Annotated in this window: 16 protein-coding genes; 13 read left to right on the top strand and 3 right to left on the bottom strand. The window is 71.1% G+C overall.

Annotated features, from left to right (window positions below):
• Both ugpC and malQ read left to right on the top strand, forming a co-directional pair.
• On the top strand, nt 1–1,209 hold the full coding sequence (ugpC, locus tag ABGB10_RS17625) for a sn-glycerol-3-phosphate ABC transporter ATP-binding protein UgpC (protein ID WP_347661919.1): 1,209 nt from the start codon (nt 1–3) through the stop codon (nt 1,207–1,209).
• 115 nt (nt 1,210–1,324) lie between these two features.
• Entirely contained in the window at nt 1,325–3,328 is a 2,004-nt protein-coding gene (malQ, locus tag ABGB10_RS17620; RefSeq protein WP_347661918.1) for a 4-alpha-glucanotransferase, read from the top strand.
• A 9-nt stretch (nt 3,329–3,337) separates the two neighbouring features.
• Here malQ and ABGB10_RS17615 read toward each other — a convergent pair whose 3' ends face one another.
• Nucleotides 3,338–4,447 (bottom strand): winged helix DNA-binding domain-containing protein, encoded by a 1,110-nt coding sequence (locus tag ABGB10_RS17615; RefSeq protein WP_347661917.1) that lies wholly within the window; start codon nt 4,445–4,447, stop codon nt 3,338–3,340.
• Nucleotides 4,448–4,636: 189 nt separating this feature from the next.
• Between ABGB10_RS17615 and ABGB10_RS17610 the strand changes: the two genes are divergently transcribed.
• The 7 genes from ABGB10_RS17610 (at nt 4,637) to wrbA (ending at nt 12,619) form a co-directional block, all read left to right on the top strand.
• Nucleotides 4,637–5,161: a hypothetical protein gene (locus tag ABGB10_RS17610; RefSeq protein ID WP_347661916.1), complete on the top strand. Its 525-nt coding sequence runs from the start codon at nt 4,637–4,639 to the stop codon at nt 5,159–5,161.
• A 48-nt stretch (nt 5,162–5,209) separates the two neighbouring features.
• Nucleotides 5,210–9,412, top strand: coding sequence for a polymorphic toxin-type HINT domain-containing protein (locus tag ABGB10_RS17605; protein ID WP_347661915.1), 4,203 nt, complete (start codon nt 5,210–5,212; stop codon nt 9,410–9,412).
• Between the two features lie 9 nt (nt 9,413–9,421).
• Entirely contained in the window at nt 9,422–10,027 is a 606-nt protein-coding gene (locus ABGB10_RS17600; RefSeq protein WP_347661914.1) for a hypothetical protein, read from the top strand.
• A 65-nt stretch (nt 10,028–10,092) separates the two neighbouring features.
• Nucleotides 10,093–10,464 (top strand): DUF4190 domain-containing protein, encoded by a 372-nt coding sequence (locus ABGB10_RS17595; RefSeq protein ID WP_278140527.1) that lies wholly within the window; start codon nt 10,093–10,095, stop codon nt 10,462–10,464.
• 109 nt (nt 10,465–10,573) lie between these two features.
• Complete coding sequence (locus ABGB10_RS17590) at nt 10,574–11,335, top strand: HipA family kinase (RefSeq protein ID WP_347661913.1); 762 nt, start codon at nt 10,574–10,576, stop codon at nt 11,333–11,335.
• The gene (locus ABGB10_RS17585) at nt 11,332–11,700 is read left to right on the top strand and encodes a DUF3037 domain-containing protein (protein WP_347661912.1); all 369 of its coding nucleotides are present in this window, start codon (nt 11,332–11,334) and stop codon (nt 11,698–11,700) included. Before ABGB10_RS17590 ends, ABGB10_RS17585 begins: the two co-directional genes overlap by 4 nt.
• A 301-nt stretch (nt 11,701–12,001) precedes the next feature.
• Nucleotides 12,002–12,619 carry an NAD(P)H:quinone oxidoreductase gene (gene wrbA, locus ABGB10_RS17580; protein ID WP_347661911.1) on the top strand — a complete coding sequence of 206 codons (618 nt, stop codon included), beginning with the start codon at nt 12,002–12,004 and terminating at the stop codon, nt 12,617–12,619.
• Nucleotides 12,620–12,704: 85 nt separating this feature from the next.
• Here wrbA and ABGB10_RS17575 read toward each other — a convergent pair whose 3' ends face one another.
• A complete protein-coding gene (locus ABGB10_RS17575) occupies nt 12,705–14,627 on the bottom strand; it encodes a chorismate-binding protein (protein WP_347661910.1) in 1,923 nt (640 codons plus the stop codon).
• Nucleotides 14,628–14,832: 205 nt separating this feature from the next.
• On the opposite strand from ABGB10_RS17575, the gene ABGB10_RS17570 reads away from it, so the two are divergent.
• From ABGB10_RS17570 to ABGB10_RS17560, 3 genes are all read left to right on the top strand, one after another.
• Nucleotides 14,833–16,245 (top strand): FGGY family carbohydrate kinase, encoded by a 1,413-nt coding sequence (locus ABGB10_RS17570; protein WP_347661909.1) that lies wholly within the window; start codon nt 14,833–14,835, stop codon nt 16,243–16,245.
• Between the two features lie 99 nt (nt 16,246–16,344).
• Nucleotides 16,345–18,888: a nitrate- and nitrite sensing domain-containing protein gene (locus tag ABGB10_RS17565; RefSeq protein ID WP_347661908.1), complete on the top strand. Its 2,544-nt coding sequence runs from the start codon at nt 16,345–16,347 to the stop codon at nt 18,886–18,888.
• Nucleotides 18,889–18,893: 5 nt separating this feature from the next.
• Nucleotides 18,894–19,307, top strand: a complete 414-nt coding sequence (locus ABGB10_RS17560) for a roadblock/LC7 domain-containing protein (RefSeq protein WP_221310111.1) — start codon at nt 18,894–18,896, stop codon at nt 19,305–19,307.
• A gap of 84 nt (nt 19,308–19,391) precedes the next feature.
• Here the strand turns inward: ABGB10_RS17560 and ABGB10_RS17555 are convergent, their stop codons facing one another.
• The gene (locus tag ABGB10_RS17555) at nt 19,392–20,735 is read right to left on the bottom strand and encodes a GH1 family beta-glucosidase (protein WP_347661907.1); all 1,344 of its coding nucleotides are present in this window, start codon (nt 20,733–20,735) and stop codon (nt 19,392–19,394) included.
• An 832-nt stretch (nt 20,736–21,567) separates the two neighbouring features.
• Between ABGB10_RS17555 and ABGB10_RS17550 the strand changes: the two genes are divergently transcribed.
• The gene (locus ABGB10_RS17550) at nt 21,568–24,474 is read left to right on the top strand and encodes a glycoside hydrolase family 48 protein (protein ID WP_347661906.1); all 2,907 of its coding nucleotides are present in this window, start codon (nt 21,568–21,570) and stop codon (nt 24,472–24,474) included.
• Nucleotides 24,475–24,564 lie beyond the last annotated feature (90 nt).

Below are 24,564 nucleotides of genomic sequence, written 5' to 3'. Positions count from 1 at the left end.
ATGGCTGACATCGTGCTGGACAAGGTGAGCAAGAGTTTCCCGGACGGGACCGTCGCCGTGCGGGACGTCGACCTGGAGATCGCCGACGGTGAGTTCGTGATCCTGGTCGGCCCCTCGGGCTGCGGCAAGTCCACCACCCTCAACATGATCGCCGGGTTGGAGGACATCAGCTCCGGTGAGCTGCGCATCGCCGGGCAGCGGGTCAACGACAAGGCTCCCCGGGACCGGGACATCGCCATGGTGTTCCAGTCGTACGCGCTGTACCCGAACATGACCGTGCGGGAGAACATGGCGTTCCCGCTGCGGCTGGCCAAGCTCGACAAGGAGACCATCGACCAGAAGGTCGACGAGGCGGCCAAGGTGCTGGAGCTGACCACACTGCTGGACCGCAAGCCGGCGAACCTCTCCGGTGGTCAACGCCAGCGGGTCGCCATGGGCCGAGCGATCGTCCGCCAGCCCAAGGCGTTCCTCATGGACGAGCCGCTGTCCAACCTCGACGCCAAGCTGCGGGTGCAGATGCGCACGGTGGTGTCCCGGTTGCAGAAGCAGCTCGGCACCACCACCGTCTACGTCACCCACGACCAGACCGAGGCGATGACCCTCGGCGACCGTGTAGTGATCATGCGCGGTGGCGCGGTGCAGCAGGTCGGGCCGCCACAGGAGCTGTACGACCACCCGCGCAACCTCTTCGTGGCCGGCTTCATCGGCTCGCCGTCGATGAACTTCCTGCACGCCGCCGTGCAGGACGGCAGCCTGCACACCGCCCTGGGTGACGTGCCGCTCGGCGACCGGGTCCGCCGGGAGTTGGAGGCCGCGGACGCCCCCCGCGAGTTGATCCTCGGCATCCGCCCCGAGCACTTCGAGGACGCCGACCTGGTCGACGAGGACACCCGGCGTCGGGGCATGGAGTTCGAGGCGCCGGTGGACATCGTCGAGTCGATGGGCTCGGACAAGTACGTCTACTTCACCGTCGAGGGTGAGAAGGCCAGCGCCGCCGAGTTGGAGGAACTCGCCGCCGACGCCGGTGCCGCCGACTTCGCCGGTGCCGGTGGCAACCTGGTGACCCGGCTGTCCGCGGAGTCCGCGGTCGCCGAGGGGCAGTCGCGGCGGGTCTGGTTCAACCTGGAGAAGATCCACCTGTTCGACCCGGCCACCGGGCGGAACCTGACCCTGCACGAGGGCCGGGCGGCCGGCGCGCTCGGCGACTGACCACGTCCAGGCTGGTGGGCCGGCGGGTTCGCCCGCCGGCCCTCGCCGTGTCCTGCGCCGCAGGCCCGGTCGTGGCAAGGTGGGCGGAGGTCGCGTCGTGAGGCGGGGGGGCGGGATGAACCGACGACTGGCCGCGCTGGCCACCGCGCACGGCGTGTCCACCTGGTACGAGGACTGGCAGCACCGCCGTGTCGAGGTCGCACCGGAGACCGTGGTGGGTGTGCTCGGCCTGCTCGGCGTGGACGCCACCAGCCCGGCGGCCATCGCGGACGCGCTCGCCGCCGCCCGCGCGGTGGACCGGGCCGCGCTGCCCCCGACGGTGGTGCTCACCCACGGCACGACCCGGGCGCTGCCCGGCGCAGGAGTCGTGGTCCTGGAGGACGGCGGCCGTCGCGCGGTCGACAGCGAGCTGCCGGGAGACCTACCGCTGGGCTGGCACCGGTTGGCCTGCGCCGACCGGGAGGCGACGCTGGTGGTGGTGCCCCGTCGGTTGCCGGTGCCGCCGCGCACCTGGGGCTGGATGCTCCAGCTCTACGCGCTCACCTCGGACCGCTCCTGGGGCATGGGTGACCTCGGTGACCTCGCCGACTTCACTGGCTGGGCCGGTGACACCGGGGCGGGGCTGGTGCTGCTCAACCCGCTGCACGCCGTCGGGCCCGCGCACCCGGTCGCCGCCTCGCCCTATTCGCCAGCCAGTCGACGCTTCGTCAACCCGCTCTATCTGCGGGTCGGCGACACCGCCGCGTACCGTGCGGCCGACCCGGCGACCCGTGCGGTCGTCGACGCCCTGCGCCCCGACCGCGGAGAGCTGATCGACTACGACCAGGTGTGGGCGGCCAAGCGGCACGCCCTGGAGTTGCTGCACCCGTACGCCCAGCCGGTGGACCTCGGCGTCGACCCGGCGCTGGCCAGCTTCGCCACCTGGTGCGCGCTCGCCGAGCGGCACGGCAACGACTGGCGTGCCTGGCCGGAGGAACTGCACCACCCGGACTCGCCGGCGGTCGCCGAGCAGCGTCGGCAGCTCGCCGACCGGGTCGCCTTCCACGCCTGGTTGCAGCACCTGTGCGACGAGCAGCTCGACGCCGTGACGGCGGCGGCCCGGGCCGCCGGAATGCCGGTCGGGGTGGTGCACGACCTGGCCGTCGGCATCGACCCCGGCGGTGCCGACGGTTGGCAGCTCGCCGACGTGCTGGCCCAGGGTGTGCGGGTCGGCGCGCCGCCGGACGACTTCAATCAGCTCGGCCAGGACTGGGGGCTCGCGGCGTGGCGCCCGGACCGGCTCGCCGCCACCGGTTACGCCGCCTACCGGGACATGCTGCGCCGGACCCTGCGGCACGCGGGTGGCCTGCGGGTCGACCACGTCGCCGGCCTGTGGCGGTTGTGGTGGGTGCCGCCGGGTGCCGGAGCAGCGGAGGGCACCTACGTGCGCTACGACGCCGAGGCGATGCTCGGCATCCTCGCGCTGGAGGCGCACCGGGCCGGAGCGGTGGTGGTGGGTGAGGACCTCGGCACCGTTCAACCGGCGGTGACCCGAGGGCTGCGCGGGCGCAACATGCTCGGCTCGACCGTGCTGTGGTTCGCCCGCGACGACGACGGCGCGTTCGTCCCGCCGGCCCGTTGGCCGCGCAACGCGCTGGCCACGATCTCGACGCACGACCTGCCGACCGCGCCGGGCTTCCTGACCGGTGAGCACGTTCGGGTGCGCGACGAGTTGAAGCTGCTCGGCACGGACGTGGCGGTGGAGCAGGCCCGGGCCGCCACGGACCGCAAGCGGCTGTTGGACATGCTGCGCGCGGAGAGTCTGCTGCCCGAGCCGACCCGGCCCGATGCGGCGCTGCCCGGCCCGGCGCCGACACCCGACCACAGTGACGTGGTGGTGGCGATGCACGCCGCCCTCGCGGCCAGCCCCACCCGGCTACTCGGCGTCTCCCTCTATGACGTGCTGGGCGAGGTGCGCCAACCCAACATGCCCGGCACTGTGGACGAGTACCCGAACTGGCGGCTGCCGCTGCCGGCGACCGTCGCGGAGATCCGCTCGGACCCCCGGGTGGCCCGAATCGTCGACCTGCTCAGCGCTGCCCGGCCACGTCGGGCCAACCCCGCGCCGACCGAGGATTGACGACGTCGGTCAGGCCAGCCAGTCGAAGCGGGGCGGAAGCCCGAGGAAGTCCGCGTACCGTGCCAGCGACTGCTCCACCCGGGCCCGCGCCGCGGTGTCGAGTGTCGTGAGCGGTTGGATCGTCACGGTGACCGCAGCGCGGCCGACCTTGCGCTTCCACACCCCGACGACCCGACCGGCGCGGACCACTGTGGCCTGGAAGATGCCGTTGTTGCCCGGCACGACGGCCTGCTGGTGAGCGGGGTCGAGCATCAGCCGGCGATCCCGGTAGCCGAGCAGGTACTCGTCGAAGCCGGGCAACGCGAGGACGTCGTCCAGCGGAACGCGCGGCAGCTCGGCCAGCGCCGCGTCGACGTGCATCGGCTCGCCGTCCACCCGTACCGTGCTCAGCAGACCCTCGGCTGCGGCCAGGCCGCGCCGCGCGTCGGTCAGCGTGAGGCCGCTCCAGCCGGCGAACTCACGGGCGGTGACCGGCCCGTGCCCACGTACGTAGCGGTGGGCGAGCAGGGCCAGCGCCTCGTCCCGTTCCAGATCGCGTGACTCGGGCGCCCACTCGTCGAGCAGGGCGAAGGTCTGTTCGGTGCCGACGTTCGGCGCCACGCAGGTCACCCCGCGCACGCTCGCGTACCACAGCAGGTGGTAGCCGCGTTGCCCGTCGGTGCCGATGCCGGCCTCGCGCAGGGTGGCGAGGCACTGGGCGCGGGTGAGCCGGCCGCCGCCAGCCAGCGCCTCGCCGAGAACGTCCAACGCGCGGCCCTCGTCGGCCTCGGTGAGACCGAGCTGCGCCCGTCGGGTCGCCGAGCCGGAGAGCGAGCGTACGCCGGTCAACTCCAGCATCCAGCGGGCGTCGGCGGGCGGGACGAGATGCACGGTGCCCCGCATCGGCCAGGTGCGCAGTGCCTCGCGCCGTTCCAGTGCCGCCTGCACATCGGCGACGGTCTGCCCGGGCAGCCGGGCACCCAGCGACCACAGACCGCTCGCCAGATCCTGCGCCTGCATCGCGCCGAACCACTGCACCACGTCGGCGACACCGCCGGGTCGGATGCTCAGGTGCGGGCGCAGCAGCAGGCTCGTCATCCGCAGATCGAGCGCTTCGGATTCCGTGATTTCCCTGCTCATCGGGCTCCTTCCCCGGGTCGTCGCGCCAGGGTAGGACACCCGGCCGACATCGGTGCCCCCACGGCGAGACGTAGATGTGGCACTATCTCGGCTGTCACCATCTGGTGCCGCAGCGGCACCGCCGCGTCGACCCGCACACCACCGTGCGGACGGCCGGTTTCGGGTGACTTCACACGGGGTGAATGATCAGTGCAGACTTCTTCCTGGAAAAGGGCCATCGCCGGTGGCGCCGCTGTCGTGCTGGCCAGCGCCGCGGCCGTGATCGTCAGCCAACTCCCGTCGGTAGCAGAGGACACGCCGCCCTCCCTCGTGGAGGACTACTCCTACCCGGGTGCCGCGCAGGTGCTGGCGCAGCGGGGAGTCAAGCTGATCAAGGGTGACGGGCACATCATCCTGGTCGACTGCGGATCCAGCCCGAACAATCCGCCGGCGGATCTGATCCTGGTGCAGAGCAACGACTTCACCCTGCCGGGTGGCACCAACTTCTGCTTCAAGGCCACCGGGGCCTCGGGTCTGCTCACCATGGAGATCCCCAAGGTCTACTTCGTCCGCGGTGACGACACGCGCACGGTCGCGGCAAAGGTCGAGGTCAAGGACGACCCCACCGTGGTCGAGGTCGAAGAGGTCACCCCGAAGGAGTGGCAGCCGGTCGGCGTCGGGCAGGCCCGCGGTGACGCCACGATCCTCGAACTCCGGTATCCCTTCACCTCCTGAGGGTCTGACGTACGGCTAGAGGGCGGGCTTTGGCCGGCCCTCTCGTCCGTGTATCCGCCGAACCTGTCGGCCGATGGCGGTTCGGTCACCAGCGCCATCTTCGAAGTGTTGATCAAGGGGTGGATCGTGTCCAAAATCCCGCGAGGCTTAGCCTCGCAACTGCTGTCTCGGGGGCGGTTGCTGCTCGCGGCAGTCCTGGTTGCGACAGTGACGACCAGCGTGGTGGCGGTTCCGGCGTCGGCTGACGAGGAGATCGAGGTCTCCGATAATCGATACCAGGCGCTCTTGTTGCTGCGCAGCGGTGGCCCGAGCGTAGCTAGGGCTGCGGAGCAGGCACTCGTCGGCAGCGACGAGGACGTCAGCACGTTCCTGGCGGATGACTACTTCGCCGCGCGCCAGCAGGACGACCTGACCCGCGTCGAGGAGTACGCCGGCCTCGGCGGGACCACGATGAAGCAGGCGGCCGAGAACGCGTTGCACGGCAGCATCGAAGCTCGCCGGGCCTTCCTCAATGGAGGGTGGGAGGCCGCCTTCGCCGTCGACGAGCGCATCCGAGCCGCGCAGGTCATCAGCGCCGGTGGTGACGAAGTCAAGCGTGCTGGTCAGGTCGCGCTGAACACTAGCGACGAAGCCGTGACCGAGTTCCTCTCCCGGGGTCAGCACGACGCCCAGCAACTCGATGACCGAATCCGCACCGCTCAACTGATCACCGCAGGTGGCGCGTACGTCAGGGCCGCGGCGATGGCGGCCCTGAATGGGTCTCCCGAGGACATTCGCGAGTTCCTGCTGTACGGCCAGCATGTCGCGCGGGCACGCGACCAGGAGATGCTGACGGTCACCCAACTCGCCGATGTGGCTCGGGAAGCGGGGCTGCTGGCCGCTCAGGAGACGTTGAAGGCGGAACATGCCGCCGACCGGGCGGTGGAGTCGGCTCGGCTGGCCAAGGAGGCAGCGCAGCGGGCAGCCGCGGAGACCATTGCGGCCAAGGACTCCGCAGACGACGCGGCGGCTGCGGCGGCGCGGGCAGCGGCCGCCGCCGGTCGGGCCGCCAACGCGGCACAGCGTGCCATCGGCGCGGCCAACGCTGCCAGCTCTGCTGCGCGGGTGGCTTCCGCATCAGCGGCTCGCGCCGCCCAGGCTGCGGCGCTGGCGGGCAACGCGGCCTCGCGGGCGTACACCGCGGCGTCGAATGCGGCGGGCGACGCGACGAAGGCTCAGCAGGCGAGGGACGCGGCGAAGGTCGCTCGGGACGCGGCGAAGCAGGCTCGGCGCGCCGCAGACGCTTCCGAGGCATCCAAGCGTGCTTCCTCGGCTGCCGACAGTGCGGGGCTCGCGGCAGCGAGCGCGGCCGGCAACTCGATTGCCGCCGCGGAAGCTGCTGAGCAGGCGGCCAACCAGTCGAACGTGTCCTCGGCCGAGGCTGCCAAGGCCCGGCAGGCGGCGGCGCGTGCCCGCGCCAAGGCCCAGGAATCGCAGCGTGCTGCCAACGCTGCCGCTGCGGAGGCGCGTCGTGCTGCCGTTGCTGCTGGACAGGCCACCACCGCTGCCCGCGCCTCCGCGACCCACGCCGACAACGCGGCGCTGGCTGCGGAGGAGGCTGCCGCACGAGCAGGAGACGCGGCCTACGCGGCGCAGATGGCGACCCAACACGCGAGGAACGCCATGACCGCCGCGGAAGACGCGGACAAGGCCGTTGAGCAGGCGCGGTTGGTCGAGTCGGACGCCCGGCAGGCGGACGCCGAACGGCTGGCGGCGATGACCGCCGAGGCCGTGATGGCGGCCGAGGTCGAGCGGGCGGAGGAGACCGAGCGGCTGGCTCAGGCCGCCTGGGACGAGGCACAGGAAAAGCAGCGCGACGGGGAAACCCAGGCGCTGCTCACTGCGGCCACCGCACCCGGTGCCGCACCGGAGGTGGTGCTCGCCAACGGTCGCCGGGTGGCTGCGCGACTGATGCAGACCGGCGGGACGTGGACGCGGATAGCAGCCGAAGAGGCTCTCATCGGTTCCGAACTCGACGTGCGGGCCTTCGTCACCACCGGGTTGACCCTGGCGGCCGCGCAGGACGACCGGGCGGTGGTCGCCCACCTGGCCGACAGCACCGACAAGCCGGCGTTCAAGGCCGCCGCCGAGACGGCGCTGACCAGGTCCGATGCCGACGTGCGAGAGTTCCTGCGGACCCGCAGCTATGTCGGAAAGACCGAGGACGACCGAATCCTGATCGGTCAACTCATCACGACCGGCGGGACCACCACGAAGACGGCCGCGCAGGCCGCCTTGAACGGCACCGACCAGGATCGGCACGAGTTCCTGAGGGTCGGTCGGTACGCTGCGGCCGAGCAGGACGACCGCATCCGGGTCGCCCAGGTGATGAACGCCGGCGGTCCCGAGATCAAGGCGGCAGCCACGATCGCGCTCGCAGGCCCCCGATCGGCCCTGCGGCACTTCCTGGACGCCGGGCAGCACCAGGCCCGACAACGGGATCAGGAGACGACGGCGCACGTCGCCAAGATCAACGCGATGATCGCCGATGCCGGGCGCAGCGCCGCGCTCGCCCGAGTCGACGCCGCCCGCGCGGCGGAGGCGGCGGCGCGGGCGCGATCCGCCGCAGCGGAGGCTGAGGGGTACGCCCAGCAGGCGGCTATCTCGGCCGAACGGGCCGCGACCTACGCGGCCCAGGCTCAGCAGTCAGCGGTGGCGGCCCAGCAGTCCGCGGTGGACGCGGCAGCATCGGCGCAGACGGCGAAGAACGCCGCAGCGCGGGCGCGAGCCGACGCCCAGGCAGCGGAGAGGTCCGCGCAGGCGGCAACGACCTCAGCATCCAGAGCGGCGAACTACGCGGCGCAGGCCAAGGAGTCGGCGGCGCGGGCGAAGGCGTCGGCCGAGGAGGCCGGCAAGAGCGCCGCAGAGGCGCGGCAGTACGCCACCGAGGCACTCCAGGCGGCCATCACCCTCCAGCGGCAGGAAGCCGAGGCACGACGTGCCGCTGGCACACCAGACCCGGGCAGCGTCGAGTGCAACCTGTACATGCATCTGGAAAGGATCTGCTCGAACCCGCTCCTGGGTGCGATCGAACGGGGCGACAACTGGTGTACCCAGGCATGGGGGCACGGCCCGCTCTGTGACGGCGTCGTCGAGTACTACGACCGCAAGAACGCCGCAGAGGGCAAGCTGGTCGGGCAGATCATGCTCACCATCTGCGGCTTCATCCCGGTGGTGGGCGAGCCGTGCGACGCCGTCGACGCCCTTATCGCCTATCTCGAGGGTGACACCGAGGGGGCGCTCCTGTCGCTGGCCGCGATGATCCCGGTCGCGGGTTGGCTGGCTGGCGGCAAGCGAGGCACCGACCTCCTAAGAGAGCTGTACAAGTTCGGGAGCAAGGGCTGCAAGAAGGCGAGCAGTTTCCTGCCGGGGACGCCGGTCTTGATGGCCGATGGATCCACCCGTGCGATCGACCAGCTGAGAATTGGGGACGAGGTGCTGGCCACCGACCCGGTCAACGCCGTCACCGATGCCCGGCAGGTAACCCGCACGATCCACAGCACGGGCGAGAAGAACCTCGTCGAGGTCACCATCGATGCCGACGGCCCGGCCGGCTCGGCCGAGACGACGGTGACGGCCACGGACAACCACCCGTTCTGGGTGCCGGAGCTGAACGAGTGGGTGCAGGCTGCGGCTCTGCTGCCCGGTCAGTGGTTGCGGACCTCGGCGGGCACGGCCGTCCAGATCGCCAAGGTCAGCCGCCACACGGAGGTGACGCAGGTCCACAACCTGACGGTGGACGGGCTGCACACCTACTACGTCGCGCCGGCGGACGTCTCGGTGCTGGTGCACAACACCAGCGCGTGCAAGGTAACCAACACCGAGCACATGAACGACACCGAGATCGCGCAGTCCCACGAAATCGGTGATCACCTCGGTGGAAAAGAGTTCGTCGGCCAGCCGCAAAAAAACACTCCGGGCATCGACGGCTGGCTGGACGGGGTTCCCGTCAGCCTCAAGGCGACCACCAGCATTAGCCCCGTCGCTGCCCAGAAGTACGTTTCAGAAGCTGAAGAACAACTCCAAAACGCGAATATCCCGAATGCGATCGTCTATGTCCGTGCTGAGAACCTGGAGGAGTCACGGATGCGCGACTTCATTGCCGAGGGCGCCTGGGCGCTGAAGGCGATCACTACACAGGGCTGGGTGAAAGAGGTACACATCAAGACCAAGCAGGGTTGGATCCGCTGCTTCGCAGGTGCTTGCAGCTAGGGTCGAGCGATGGCGATCGAGTGGAACAGCCGGGTGAACCGTGCGTTCATCCTTCGCGACGCGCTCGATCTGACGGGTGTCCGGTTGGCCGATTTGATCGGCTGGCCGGACGCCCGTCGGCGTATCGAGGCGCGCGAGGCGAGCACTACCCGGCGCCGGGGCGGTACAAGCAGCCTCGTGGCGCCGTCGGTGCTCGAGCAGCGCGTCGATCCATACTTCGAAGAGCCCGCCGACGTCGACGTGTATCTGGAGATTTCGAACTGGGAGGCTGCTGCACTCATAAGCATCAGTCAGTTCGACCAGCGGTCGGAGGATCTGGAAACGGGCATGTTCGCGTGGGTCACGGCCGAACGGACAACTATGTCACAGGTGCTGGCCATCGCTGCGACGATCGCTCTGGCCGAGTGCGGTGACGGGGAGGTCATCGACGAGTACGGGTATCTTTCCGACGTGCGGTTGAATCCGCCAGCCGAGCTGTTCGAGCGGCTGCGCGTGACGGCACCGCAGGAATCTCTCGACGCCGCCGTCGATGCCGTACTGGCCAAGACCCGGCTCAAACGGCGATTTCCCCGCTCCGACACCCCGCCGGCAGCACCCCCCAGGGGTGTGGCATAACGGCCCAGGCAGTGGGAAGGCGGTCACCCGGAAGTGCGCGCGCCGCGCGTACGGAAGGGAGTCCCATGACTGCCGCAAGCGAATCGGCCGGGTCGAGGACCCATCGGGCGTCCACCAATGCCAAGACCAGCGCGGCCGCCACCTTTGCCCTGGTCTTCGGAGTGGCCGGCCTGCTCAGCGTGCTGACCGCCATCCTCGCCTGGATCGGCCTGGTGCTCGGCATCATCGGCGTCATCCTCGGCATCGTCGGGCTGAAGATGGCTCGCCGGCCAGGGGTGACCGGCCGGGGCGTGGCCATCGGCGGCCTGGTGTTGAGCATCCTGGCCGTGCTGATCGGCCTGGGCCTCGCCGCGGGCATCACCACCTTCGTCAACAACGACAGTGCGGTGAACCGCCTCCAACAGCAGGTCGACGACCTACGCGACAAGCTCGACTGACCATCGCGCCCCGCGTCGTCGGCGTGCGCCCCCGTGAGCGTGATGACTCCGCTCACGGGTATGGGCACGCCCGCCAGCCGTCACACCTGGTCACAGTAGGGTGGGCGGCGTGCTCCGCCAGGTCACCGCGATCCGCTACGTCACCCCGCTACGCGAGGGTGGCTCGCTGCCTGGCGTGGTGGAGGCCGACGACCTGGGCACGTACGTGGCGAAGTTCCGGGGTGCCGGGCAGGGGCCCAAGGCGCTGATCGCCGAGGTCATCTGCGGTGAGCTGGCCCGTCGTCTGGAGCTGCGGGTGCCGCCGCTGGTGGTGCTCGACATCGACCCGGTGATCGGGCGGGCCGAGCCCGACCAGGAGGTGCAGGAGCTGCTTCGTAACAGCGGCGGCGCCAATCTGGGGATGGACTTCCTGCCCGGGGCGCTCGGCTTCGACCCGGTGGCGCACCCGGTCGACGCGGCGCTGGCCTCCCGGGTGCTCTGGTTCGACGCGTACGTGGAGAACGTCGACCGGAGTTGGCGTAACCCGAACCTGCTCGTGTGGCACCGGGAGCTGTGGCTCATCGACCACGGCGCCTCGCTGTACTTCCACCACAACTGGCCGCGCGCCGAGGCCGCCGTGCACCGCGCCTACCGGGGAGTCGAGGACCACGTGCTCGCCCCGTACGCGAACGGGCTCGCCGAGGCCGACGCCGACCTGGCACCACGGGTCACCCCGGACCTGCTCAGCGAGGTACTGGCCCTGGTGCCCGACGAGTGGCTGACGGCTGCCGACTTCGAAACGGCCGACGAGGCCCGGGCCGCTTACCGCAGCCACCTGTCCGCCCGGGTCGCGCGCACGGCTGACTGGCTGCCGCAGGGAGGCGCGGCATGAGGCACCCCTTCGAGTACGCGCTGATCCGGCTGGTGCCCCGCATCGAGCGTGGCGAGCAGATCAACGTCGGGGTGCTGCTCTACTGCCAGCAGCGCGACTTCCTGGGGGCCCGCACGCACCTGGACGCCGACCGGGTCGGCGCACTGGCACCCGACGTCGACCTTCCGGCGGTCGCCGCCGCGCTCGGCTCCTGGGACCGGACCTGCTCCGGTGACGGGCCGGCGACCCGGATGCGACTCGGAGAGCGGTTCCACTGGCTGGTGGCCCCGCGCAGCACGATGATCCAGGCGGGTCCGGTGCACACCGGGCTCACCGCCGACCCGGCGGCCGAGCTGGAGCGGCTGATGGCGGCCCTGGTCCACTGAGCGCCGTACGCCACCCGGCGAGCACGCGGCAGGGCCCCTGATCGCGCTACGCCAGCCTCGTTGGTGGCGGAGCGCGATCCCCCGTTCAGGTGCTCGGTGCGGGGCGGCGGCTCGTACCCGCCGGCACCGATGGCATCAGGATCGCCGCCCGGGTGGGGCGCAGGGCCGTAACCGCCCGGAAGTTGCGGAAAAATTGAGCCCGGCGGACCGATAGGTGAGATCCCGGGCGCGGTGTCGTTAGAGACCGCGCGCCACGGGTAGTCGCGGGAGCTGACCCGAGACGAGTTAGGGGAAACATCTGATGGCTGCCCAGACGAAGGTAGCGGTGATCTACTACAGCGCCACCGGTACGACGTACCAGATGGCGCAGGCCATGTGCGAGGCCGCCGGAGATGCCGGTGCCGACGTGCGGCTGCGCAAGGTGCGCGAGCTCGCGCCGGACGAGGCGATCCGCTCCAACTCCGGCTGGCAGGCGCACCGCCTGGAGACCCAGGACGTGCCCGAGGCGATGCTCGACGACCTGTCCTGGGCCGACGTCGTGATCTTCGGCGCGCCGACCCGGTACGGCATCATCGCCGCTCAGCTGAAGCAGTTCATCGACACCTCCGGCCCGCTCTGGGCGCAGGGCGCGTTGGCCAACAAGGTCTACTCGGGCTTCACCTCGACCGGAACCCTGCACGGGGGCCAGGAAACTACGCTGACGTCGCTCTTCAACGTCTTCTACCACTGGGGCGGCATCGTGGTGACCCCCGGATACACCGACACCAGCCAGTTCATCGCCGGCAACCCCTACGGCGCCTCGCACACGAGCAACAACGGGGAGATCGCCCCGGACTCGGTGGCACTCGAGGCCTGCGCGCTCACCGCCCGGCGGGCGGTGCAGATCGGCACCGCGCTCAAGGCGGGCCTGGGCGGCTGACGGCGGAAACGACCGGTGGCGCGGGCGGGGGCTCTCGGCCCGTCCACGCCACCGGTCGATCCAGCCCTACCCCGAGGCGGAACGACTATGCGCGTCCGCCCGTCGCGGACAGCTCGTCCGCCCGCGGCGCCGGCAGCAGGTCACTCAACAGCTCGGTCAACACAGCGAGCCCGTCCGGGCTGAGCACCGACTCGGGGTGGAACTGCACGCCGGCGAAGCCACGCCCCCGAAGGGCGTGCACGGCGCCGTCACCCGAGTCCCGGGCCAACTCCACCGGCCCGTACGCGGTGTCCAGCCGGTCGGCCTCGGAACGGGCGGTGAACGTCGAGTAGAACCCGACACGCCGGGTCCTGCCGAACAGCGGCACCTCCCGCTGCAACCCCTGGTAAGGCGCGTCCCTGCGGTGCGGCGGCAGCCCGAGCAGCCCGGCCAGCACCTGGTGGCCGAGGCACACCGCGAGGGTGGGGCGGCCGGTCGCCAACAGCCCGCCCAGCAGCTCCCGCATCGCCACCATCTTCGGCTCGTCCGGGCTACCCGGGTCACCCGGCCCGGGGCCGGCCACCACCAGGTCGTACCCGTCGACAGAGCCACTGGCGTGCCACGGCCGGGTGGTCACCTCAAGACCCAACGCGCCCAACTGGTGGGCCAGCATTCCGGTGAAGGTGTCCTCGGCGTCCACGATCAACGCTCGACGACCGACCAACCCGGGCAGCTTGGGCGCGTCCGGTGACCGTTGGTCCAGCCAGAACCGGGCCAGCGGCGCGTTGCGCCTGGCCAGCGCGTCGCGTACCGCCGGGTCGTCGGCCAGCCGCCCGACCGGCTCGCGCCCCCGGTCGGGCGCCGCCGGGCCGAGGCCGAGCGCGGCCAGCACACCGGCCGCCTTGGCGTGCGTCTCGGCCACCTCACCGGCCGCCGTCGAATGCCGGACCAGGGTGGCGCCCACCGGCACCCGCAGCCGACCGGCGGGGGAGATCTCGGCGGTACGGATCAGGATCGGGGCGTCGAGCGTCTGCCGGCCGGCCTCGTCGTGGCCGACCAGGGCCAGCACGCCGGAGTAGTAGCCCCGGCCGCGGCGCTCGTGGCGGGCGATCACCCGGCAGGCGTTCTCCATCGGGCTGCCCGTCACGGTCGGCGCGAACATCGTCTCGCGTAGCACCTCCCGCACGTCACGGGTGCTCTGCCCGGCGAGCAGGTACTCGGTGTGCGCCAGGTGCGACATCTCCTTGAGGTACGGGCCGATCACCTGGCCGCCGTGCTCGGCGACCGTGGACATCATCTTCAGCTCTTCGTCGAGCACCATGTACAGTTCCTCGACCTCCTTCGGGTCGGCGAGGAAACGCAGTAGCGCCTCCCGGTCCGGAGTGTCACCGGCGCGTCGGAAGGTGCCGCTGATCGGGTTCATCATCACCAGCCCGTCGTCGACGCTGACGTGCCGCTCCGGACTCGCGCCGACCAACGTCCGGGTGCCGGTGTGCACCACGAACGTCCAGTACGCGCCGCGCTCGGCGACCAGCAGCCGGCGCAGCGCGGCCAGCGCCGCCACCAGCGGTGGACCCTGCACGGTGGCGTGCATGGTGCGGTGGATGACGAAGTTCGCGCCCTCACCGCGGCCGATCTCCTCGGCGAGCACCCGGTGCACGGTCCGCGAGTAGTCCTCGTCGGTGATGTCGAACGCGGCGTCGGTGGTGCGGACCTGCTCGTCGGGCAGCATGGCCAGGGCGTCGGCCAGGGCGATCCGTCGATGGTCGCGGATCCGCAGGCACTCCAGTGGGGCACCGTCGTCGACGCAGGCGAAGCCACGCTCGGAGATCTGCCGGTAGGGCACCAGTGCCAGTGTCTGCGCCCCGGACACGCCCGGCGTCAGCGGGATGTCCGCGAGCCGTTCGACCGTCTCGACCGTGCCGGTGAACAGCTCCAGCTCGTCCGCGCCGTCACGGCGTAGCAGGGCGAAGGGACCAGGATCGACACCGCGGACGATGGCGGTGAGCAGATCGGTCAGGTGGGTCATCGGGGTCTCCGTCGGGCTCGGCGCCGCCGTTGTGGCGGTCATCCGGCCGGGAGATCCGGCAGCCGCCTGGAGGGCGGCCGCGTGGATGAAGCTACGCGCGGGAGGTGGCCGCCGGGTCGGCGGGCCACCAACTAGTCAGATGCGCGAGCATGTGATCCACCTTACGCGCCCGTCGCCCGGTTCGCACCGGGTAACTTGACCGGCGATGAACATTCTCGCGCTCGATCTGGGCACCTCCTCGGTACGAGGGCTGGTGCTGGACGGAGACACCCGTCCGCTGCCCGGCGCCCTGGCCCGGCGCAAGGTCGAACTCGCCATCGGCGACGACGGGACCGGTACGCTCTCCGCTGCCGACTATCTCGCCTCGCTGGTCGAGTGCCTGGACGAGTTGGCCGACGCGGGGCACCTGCACGACGTCGACCTGGTGGCGGTCTCCGCGCAGTGGCACTCGGTGCTCCCGCTGGACCGCGCCGGCGCGCCGATAGGCCCGGTGATCACCTGGCTGGACACCCGACCCGCGCCGGTCGGCGGTACGCCCGGGCCGGCCGACCCGGACGGCTTCCACCAGCGCACCGGCTGCTGGTGGCACCGCTCCTACTGGTCGATGCGGCTGCCCTGGTTGCGCGAGCAGTCCGGCAGCCCGATCGCCCGGTTCGTCGGTCTGCCCGAGTACCTGCTGGGTGAGCTGCTCGAAACGGCGCCCATGTCGATCTCCCAGGCCTCCGGGACCGGTCTGCTGGATCTGCGCACCCTGCGCTGGGACGAGGAGGCACTGACGCTGGCCGGGGCGCGACCGCAGGAGCTGCCGTCCCTCGGAGCGCTGGACTGGCACGGCCAGCTCCGGGCCGACCTGGCCGCCCGGTGGCCGCAGCTGGCCCAGGCCCGCTGGTCACCCCCGGTCGGCGACGGCGGTGCGTCGAACGTCGGTTCGGGCTGCGTCGACCCGAGCCGGGCCGCCGTCACCGTGGGCACCTCCGCGGCCGTACGGCTGATGCAGCGGATCCCGGCCGGCGAACCGATGCCCCGGCTCCCCGAACGGCTCTGGCGTTACCGGGTCGACCATGACCACGTGGTGACCGGGGCGGCGTACGCCTGCGGCGGGAACCTGTTCGCCTGGGCGGACCGGGAGCTGCGGTTGCCCCGGGGCGCGGAGCTGGACGCGGCGCTGGCGCTGGTGCCGACCGGCGGTGGTCGACCGGCCGACCCCCGCTTCGGCGGCGACCGGGCACCCGGCCTGGCGCCGGCGGGCACCGGTGAGGTGCGTGGCCTCAGCTTCAGCACCACCTCGGTGGACATTCTGGCCGGTCTGATGCAGGGGCTGTGTGAGCTGGTCGCCGAGGATCTCGCGGTGCTCGAGTCCACCATCGACAAACCGGTGGGTGTGGTGCTGGGTGGGGGTGCGGTGGCGGCGTCGGTGTGGTGGCGGCAGGCCTTCGCCGCCGCGCTCGCACCGCGACCGGTGTCGCACCAACGCAACCCGGAGATCGGTGCCACCGGCGCGGCACTGGTGGCGCTCGGCCGGTTCGGTGACGCGATCGGGCTCGCCGACATCGGCCGGACGGACGAGCTGGTTCTACCGACCACGGCAGGACGATCCCACCCGCAGTATCCTTCCTGAACCACCGCTCAGCCCAAACCGTTGACAGTCCAACCAAGCCTGGTTGGATGGACTGCGCTCCCCGGACCGCGGCGGACGCGGTAGCACGGAGGAGGCAGGGTGGCGGCAGGTCCCGAGCCGGCGAACGGCGCGGTGTCGAACCATCGCCGGCGCCGCTTCGACGTCCGAGTGGTGCCGCATCGGCGGCGGTCTCCGTTCCGGCTGCGCGACTGGCGGATGAGCACGAAGCTCGCCACCGTGCTGGTGGTGCCGTCGATGGCGTTCCTGCTGCTCGCCGGTTTGCAGACCAGCGCCCTGGTGGGGCGGACGACCGCGCTCAACGACTTCTCCAGGCAGGTGGGCATCGGCCGGCAGATCACCGCGGCGGTGCACCAGCTCCAGCAGGAGCGCGACCGCTCGGCGGGCGAGTTGGGTGAGCTGCGCAGGGGCGGCGACCGGGCGGCCGCGGCGTCCAACCTGAAGCCGTTGCAGACGGCCACCGACCGGGCCATCGCGGACCTGAGTCGGGCGGCCGAGCCGCTGGCCGACGCCGACGCGTCCTGGCGGGTCGCGTTCTCCGAGGCACTGGAGGCGTACGACCAGGTGATCGACATCCGGCCGACGATCCCGCCGGCGGTGCTCAGCAGCGAGACCATCCTGAGCAACTACCACCGGGCCGTCAGCGCGTTGCTCGACCTGCTTGCCGAGCCGAGCCCTGGTCAGGGCCAGTCGGCGTTGAACGACGCGGTGCTGCGCTACGTCCAACTGGCCCGGGTCAAGGAACTCTCCTCGCGGGTGCGGGCCCAGCTCTACGCCGCCGGCCGGGCCGGCGGGTACGGCACCGAGGACCGGGTGATCCTCAGCGATCTGCGCGGCCAGCAGCTGACCGCGCTCAGCGCGTTCCGGGTGGCTGCCACGTCCGACCAGATCCGCCGCTACGACGAGACGTCGGTCAGCCCGATGTTCCTGGTCGCCACCCGGCTGGAGGAGCGCAGTCTGCCGGCCGGCAACGCGTCGCCGGAGGTGCTGCCCTCGGAGCAGTGGTGGTCGGCCAGCCAGCAGCGTCAGGAGCTGCTGCGCCAGCTCGAGGCGGGTGTGCTGGACGACGCCGTGCGGCAGGCCGACGACGCCAGCAGCGAGCAGCTGCGGGCCACCCTGCTGGTGGTCGGCGGGATCGTCGCGGTCCTGCTGGTCGCCCTGCTGATCTCGTTGCTCGTCGGACGGTCGGTGGCCCGGTCGATGCGGTTGCTGCGTAGCCAGGCGCTCCGGATCGCGCAGGTGGAGCTGCCGGACGCACTGGACCGCCTGAAGACCGTCACCGGCGGGGTGCCGGGCATCGAGGTCGCGCCGGCGGTGGTCCGCTCGCTCGACGAGATCGGTGAGCTGGCCGAGGCGTTCGTGGCGGTGCACCGCAGCGCCGTCACGGTCGCCGTCGAGCAGGCGCTCATGCGGCGCAACGTCAACGCCATGTTCGTCAACCTGGCCCGCCGCAGCCAGGTGCTGGTGGAGCGGCAGCTGGAGCTGCTGGACGACCTGGAGCGCGAGGAGAGCGACCCGGACCAGTTGGAGAACCTGTTCAAGCTCGATCACCTGGCCGCCCGGATGCGCCGTAACGACGAGAGCCTGCTGGTGCTCGCCGGCACGGACTCCACCCGCCGGTGGAACCGGCCCGTCGGTCTCGGCGCGGTTCTGCTGGCCGCCGCCGCGGAGATCGAGCAGTACCAGCGGGTCCGGATCGACGCGGTGGCCGACGTGTACGTGGTCGGGCACGCCGTCGGCGAGCTGGTGCACATGCTGGCGGAGCTGCTGGAGAACGCCACCGCCTTCTCGCGTCCGGACACGACGGTGGTGGTGACCGCGCGGGTCGACGCCGCGACCGCCCTGGTCGAGATCGCCGACCGTGGCCTGGGGATGAGCCCGACCGCGCTGACCGAGGCGAACGCGGTGCTGGCCAGCCCTCCGGCTGCGGACGTCGCGACGGTGGAGCGGATGGGCCTCTTCGTTGTCAGCCACCTGGCTGCCCGGCTGGGCGTACGGGTCCGGTTGGACGACCACCAGGGCGGTCTGGTCGCCCGGCTCGCGTTGCCCGCGGTGCTGCTCGCCCCGGCGGGCACGGTGCAGACGGATCTGCCCGCGCCGGCCCGGATGTTGGCGACGAGCGCCGCTCGGGGCGTGGTCCGGCAACCCGGGGCCGTCGCCCAGGCCGGTGCCTCCGGGCTGGGCATCGCGGCGCGGGACCTGCCGGTCGCCGGTCGGCCGCCGGGTGTCGCCGTGCCGCGCCAGGCCCGTCCGGTGCCGGTGCGCGCCGAGGACGTGTTGACCCCGGCCGGCGCCCGCGACGACGGTGGGGGCTGGTGGTCGCGGCAGGGCCCGGGCCCGTCCGCGCCCATCGTGCCCGCGTCGGGGATGCCACCGGCGGTCCCGGTCACCGCCGGTACGAACGAGCGAGGGCTTCCGGTGCGGGTGCCGATGGCACAGTTGAGTGCGGTCACCCGCTCGGCGCAACCGTCGGCGGCACCGACGCGCACCGACCCGGACCCGGAGGCGGTCGGCGGCATGCTCTCCCGGCTCTACAGCGGAGTGCGGCGCGCCGAGGCCGAGGACACCACCGAGATACCCGTGCCACCGTCCGGGGGGCACGACGAAGGGGGACGACGACAGTGACGACGTTGAGCCAGGAGGCGCGTGACCTGAGCTGGCTGGTGAGCGCGTTCGCGGAGCGGGTGCCGGGCGTGGCGCACGCGGTGGTGGTCTCCTCCGACGGGCTGTTGGTGGCGATCTCCGACCACCTGCCGCGCGACAACGCGGACAAGCTCGCGGCGGTCACCTCCGGGCTGATGAGCATCACCGCGGGCGCGGCCCAGATGTTCGACGGCGACGTCGTCAAGCAGACGGTGGTCGAGATGGGCCGCGGCTATTTCCTGGTGATGCAGGTACGCGACGGTTCGATCCTGGCCACGTTGGCCGCCGGTGACGCGGACATCGGTGTGGTGGGCTACGAGATGGCCCGGCTGGCCAAGCAGGCGGGGGAGATGCTCACGCCGGCCCTGCGGGCGGAGTTGCAGCAGGCGTTGCCCCGCTGAGTGCGTTGGCCGAGGCCCGGACGGTCGCCAGCTCATCCGAGCCGAGCCGAGCCGTCCGGGCCGGCCGTCCGGGTGGCGGTGCGCTCAGAAACCGCCGTCGGCGATGACGGAGCGGTACCAGGTGGCGCTGCTCTTGAGCACCCGCCGCTGGGTCGCGTAGTCCACGTAGACCAGGCCCCAGCGCTGGTCGTATCCCGCGTCCCACTCGAAGTTGTCCAGCAGTGACCAGACGTGGAAGCTCTCCAGCGGTACGCCGTCGGCGATGGCCCGGTGTGCGGCGCTGAGGTGGTCGCGCAGGAAGCTGATCCGACCGGTGTCCCGGACGGTGTCGTCCGCGGCGAGCGTGTCCGGTGTGGGCAGCCCGTTCTCGGTGATGGTGAGCGGGATCGGGCCGTAGTCGCGGGTGACCCGGGTCAGGAGGTCGTACAACCCGTCGGGGTAGATCTGCTGCCACGCGGCCTCCGAGGTCACCCAGCGGTGTTCGGTGCCGCCGTCGGCGGTGACGTAGATCGGCGTGTAGTACTGCACGGCCAGCAGGTCGACGGGCGCGGAGATGATCGCCAGGTCGCCGTCGTGGATGCCCTGGACCATCCGGCTCTGCGGGCCCAGGTCGGCCAGCACGTCCTCCGGGTAGCTGCCCTTGAGTAGGGAGTCGAGGTAGAGGCGGTTCTCGTAGCCGTCGTAGAGGTGGGCGGCGGCGGCAGCCTGCGGGGAGTCGTCGGCGGGGTAGCAGGGGTGCAGGTTGAGCGCGGGACCGATTCGGCTGTCGCGGCCGCTGGCCCGCAGCGCGGCGACGGCGAGCCCGTGCGCGAGCTGCAGGTGGTGGGCGACCAGGTAGGCGGCGTCCGGGTCCTGCCGGCCGGGGGCATGGTGGCCGGTGAGGTAGCCGTTCTGCACCACGGTCTTGGGCTCGTTGACGGTGAGCCAGGCCGGCACCCGGTCGCCGAGGGCGTGGAAGACCAGGTCCGCATAGTCGGCGAAGTGGTGGGCGGTGTCGCGGGACTCCCAGCCGCCGGCGTCCTGAAGCGCCTGGGGGAGGTCCCAGTGGAACAGGGTGGCCATCGGGGTGATGCCGCGTTCGTGGAGGCCGTCGAGGAGGCGGCGGTAGAAGTCGAGCCCGCGTTGGTTGGGCGCCCCGGTGCCGTCGGGCTGGATCCGGGGCCAGGAGATGGAGAAGCGGTAGCTGCGCAGCCCGAGGTCGCGCATGAGGTCGAGGTCCTCGGCGTACCGGTGGTAGTGGTCGACGGCCACGTCGCCGGTGTCGCCGTTGCGGGTGCGCCCCGGGACGCGGCTGAAGGTGTCCCAGACCGATTCGCCGCGCCCGTCCTCTTTGGCGGCACCCTCGATCTGGTACGCGGAGGTGGCCGCGCCCCAGCCGAAGTCGTCCGGGAAGCGCAGCGGGCCGGCGGGCCCATTAGGTATCGACATGGATTCTCCTCATGGATACGGGGCCACCGCCGAAGATTCGGGAGCGCTCCCATGATAGGGCAGACGCGGCCGGCCGGTCATCCGTCCGTCGTGACGGCCGGGGCTGGCGGGGTGGTGGCGGGTATGGCCCCGAGCAGCGAACGAGGCCGTCCGGGCGGCGCACCGCGCCTGTCCCGTCGGCCTCTTTTCCTATCGTGTACGGGGGTTTAGTGTGGGGACGGGGGAGGGCAACCCCCGTCCCCACCGTAACTGCACACACGCAAGCGGAATTTGGGTCCTGCCATGCGTGTCGCGCGGGAGCCGGGCCACGCGAGTGGCTCTGGTTCCACCTCCCTCCATGTGGCGGGACGATGGCTGACGACGGCGTCCGGGCTGGCCCGTCGTCGGCCATCGGTCGGTCTCCCCGACCCCGCCCGGAGGCGGCGCCGGTGATCTTCTAGTTGGAACCTTGTCGATGGAAGCGCTCCCATCGACCGATGTTGCGACTGTAACGCCCGTCACGCGTTTGTGAAAGACCCAAAACAAGATCGAAACAAGGAGCTGATCCGGGTTGTTGTGGGAGCGCTTCCATGGCACACTGTCGATTCAACGCGGCAGGAGCCACATCGCGTGAGTGCGGGTCCACCGAGGGCAGCCGGCAGCACCACTTCCGGTCACGGTCACCCCATCGCGGCCAGCGGGACCCCCTCCCGTGCAGGCCGCACCGACCCACCCCGGCCGGGCCCGGGGAGACCACCTTCCCGGCGCCTCTAATCCCCCGCGGACCACCACCCTCGCGGGCCGGCGCCCCCGCCGGGACCATCCCGGCCTCGCCCGAGGAGACACCGCGCACATGAGACAACTGGCAATACGTCGCCGCGTGGCGATCGCCGCCGCCGCGTTGCTCGCCGTCGGCGGGGTGACCCTGCCCGCCGGTGCCGCACAGGCCGCCCCCGCCTGCGACGTGGTCTACGCGACCAACGACTGGAACACCGGCTTCACCGCCAACGTCACCATCAAGAACCTGGGCGACCCGATCAGTAACTGGACGCTCAAGTGGACCTTCCCGAACAGTGGCCAGCGGGTCACCCAGGGCTGGTCGGCCAGGTACAGCCAGTCCGGCAGCGAGGTCACCGCGACCAACGAGTCGTACAACGGCAACCTCGGCACCGGGGCGTCCACCACCATCGGCTTCAACGGCGCCCACTCGGGCAGCAACCCGAAGCCCACCTCGTTCACCCTGAACGGCACCCCCTGCAACGGCACCCCGGCCAACCAGCCGCCGACGGTCTCGCTCGGCCTGCCGACCGGGCCGTTCACCGCGCCGGCGGACGTGCCGCTGACCGCCACCGCCAGCGACCCGGACGGGACGATCAGCAAGGTCGAGTTCTACCGGAACGGCCTGCTGATCAACACCGACACCTCCGCTCCGTACGCGTACACGCAGGAGGACCTGCCGGCCGGCAGCTACACCGTGCAGGCCAAGGCGTACGACAACGCCAACGGCATCGGGGTCGCCGAGAAGGCGTTCACCGTCGGCGCCGCCAACGGCCCGACACTGGTCGCCACTCCTTCCGCGGTGAGCGTCACCGAGGGTGGCACCGCCACCTTCAACCTGAAGCTCAGCGCCGCCCCGACGGCCAGCGTGCCGGTCACCCTCGCCCGCACCGGTGACACCGATGTCACGGTCTCGCCGACCAGCACCACGCTGACCGCGAGCAACTGGAGCACCGGGGTCACCGTCACGGTCGCCGCGGCGGAGGACGCCGACACGCTCGGCGGTGCCGCCACCATCACCGCCTCCGCCACCGGTCTCGCCTCGCTGGCGGTCACCGCCACCGAGATCGACAACGACACCCCCGGCGGCGACAACGCCTACACGGCGAAGTTCCTCGAGCAGTACGGCAAGATCAAGAATTCGGGCTACTTCAGCCCTGAGGGCGTGCCATACCACTCGGTGGAGACGCTGATCGTCGAGGCGCCCGACCACGGCCACGAGACCACCTCGGAGGCGTTCAGCTTCTGGCTCTGGCTGGAGGCCTACTACGGCAAGGTCACCCAGAACTGGGCGCCGTTCAACAACGCCTGGACGGTGATGGAGAAGTACATCATCCCGACGCACGCCGACCAGCCGACGGCGGGCTCCGCGGGCACCCCGCAGTACGCCGCGGAGTACAACCTGCCCAGCCAGTACCCGTCCGCGCTGAACCCGAACGTCTCGGTCGGCCAGGACCCGCTCCGCTCGGAGTTGCAGTCCACCTACGGCACCGGCGACATCTACGGCATGCACTGGCTGATGGACGTCGACAACACCTACGGCTTCGGCCGCTGCGGTGACGGCACCACCAAGCCGGCCTACATCAACACCTTCCAGCGGGGCACCCAGGAGTCGGTCTGGGAGACCGTTCCCCAGCCGTCCTGCGACACCTTCGAGCACGGCGGTCAGTACGGCTACCTCGACCTGTTCGTCAAGGACACCGGCGCCCCCGCCAAGCAGTGGAAGTACACCAACGCACCGGACGCCGACGCCCGTACCGTGCAGGCCGCGTACTGGGCGCTGACCTGGTCCAAGGCGCAGAACAAGCAGGCCGACGTCGCGGCGACCATCACCAAGGCCGCCAAGATGGGTGACTACCTGCGGTACGCGATGTTCGACAAGTACTTCAAGAAGATCGGCAACTGCGTCGGGGCCAGCACCTGCCCCGCCGGCAGCGGCAAGGACTCGGCGCACTACCTGCTGTCCTGGTACTACGCCTGGGGCGGCGCGTACGACGCCAGCCAGAACTGGTCCTGGCGGATCGGCTCCAGCCACAACCACTTCGGTTACCAGAACCCGTTCGCGGCCTGGGCGCTGACCAACACCCCGGAGCTCAAGCCGCAGTCGTCGACCGCGGTCGCCGACTGGACCAAGAGCTTCGAGCGGCAGCTGGAGTTCTACACCTGGTTGCAGTCCGCCGAGGGCGGCATCGCCGGCGGCGCCACCAACAGCTGGGACGGCAGTTACGCCCAGCCGCCGGCCGGCACCAGCACCTTCTACGGCATGTTCTACGACGTCGACCCGGTCTACAACGACCCGCCGTCGAACCAGTGGTTCGGCATGCAGGCCTGGTCGATGCAGCGCATCGCCGAGCTGTACCAGCAGACCGGCAACGCGAAGGCCAAGGCCCTGCTGGACAAGTGGGTGCCGTGGGCGATCGCCAACACCACGCTCGGCACCAACTGGTCGATCCCGTCGGACATGGCGTGGACCGGTCAACCGACCACCTGGAACCCGTCCAACCCGCAGCCCAACACCGGCCTGCACGTCGAGGTCATCAGCAAGGGCCAGGACGTCGGTGTCACCGCCGCCTACGCCCGGATCCTGATCGCGTACGCGGCCAAGTCGGGCAACGTGGCGGCGAAGGACACCGCCAAGGGGCTGCTCGACGCGCTGTCGGCCGCCAGTGACGCCAAGGGTGTCTCCACCACCGAGACGCGCGGCGACTACCGGCGCTTCGACGACGTCTACAACGCGTCCACCGGGCAGGGCCTCTACGTCCCGTCGGGTTGGACCGGAACGATGCCGAACGGCGACGCCATCGCCGCCGGCAAGAGCTTCCTGGACATCCGGTCCTTCTACAAGAACGACCCGGACTGGCCCAAGGTGCAGGCGTACCTGGACGGTGGTCCGGAGCCCACCTTCAACTACCACCGGTTCTGGGCACAGGCTGACGTCGCCATGGCGTACGCCGACTACGGCAGCATGTTCCCGAACGGCTGAGACGGCCCGGGGTGGGTGGCGTGGACCGCCCACCCCGGGATTCGGTCAGGGTCCGGGGAACGACGGACCCTGACCGGGGGACGGCCTGAC

Source organism: Micromonospora sp. B9E7, from assembly GCF_039871815.1.
Classification (GTDB): Bacteria; Actinomycetota; Actinomycetes; order Mycobacteriales; family Micromonosporaceae; genus Micromonospora.
This window is presented reverse-complemented; position numbering and strand designations above follow the sequence as displayed.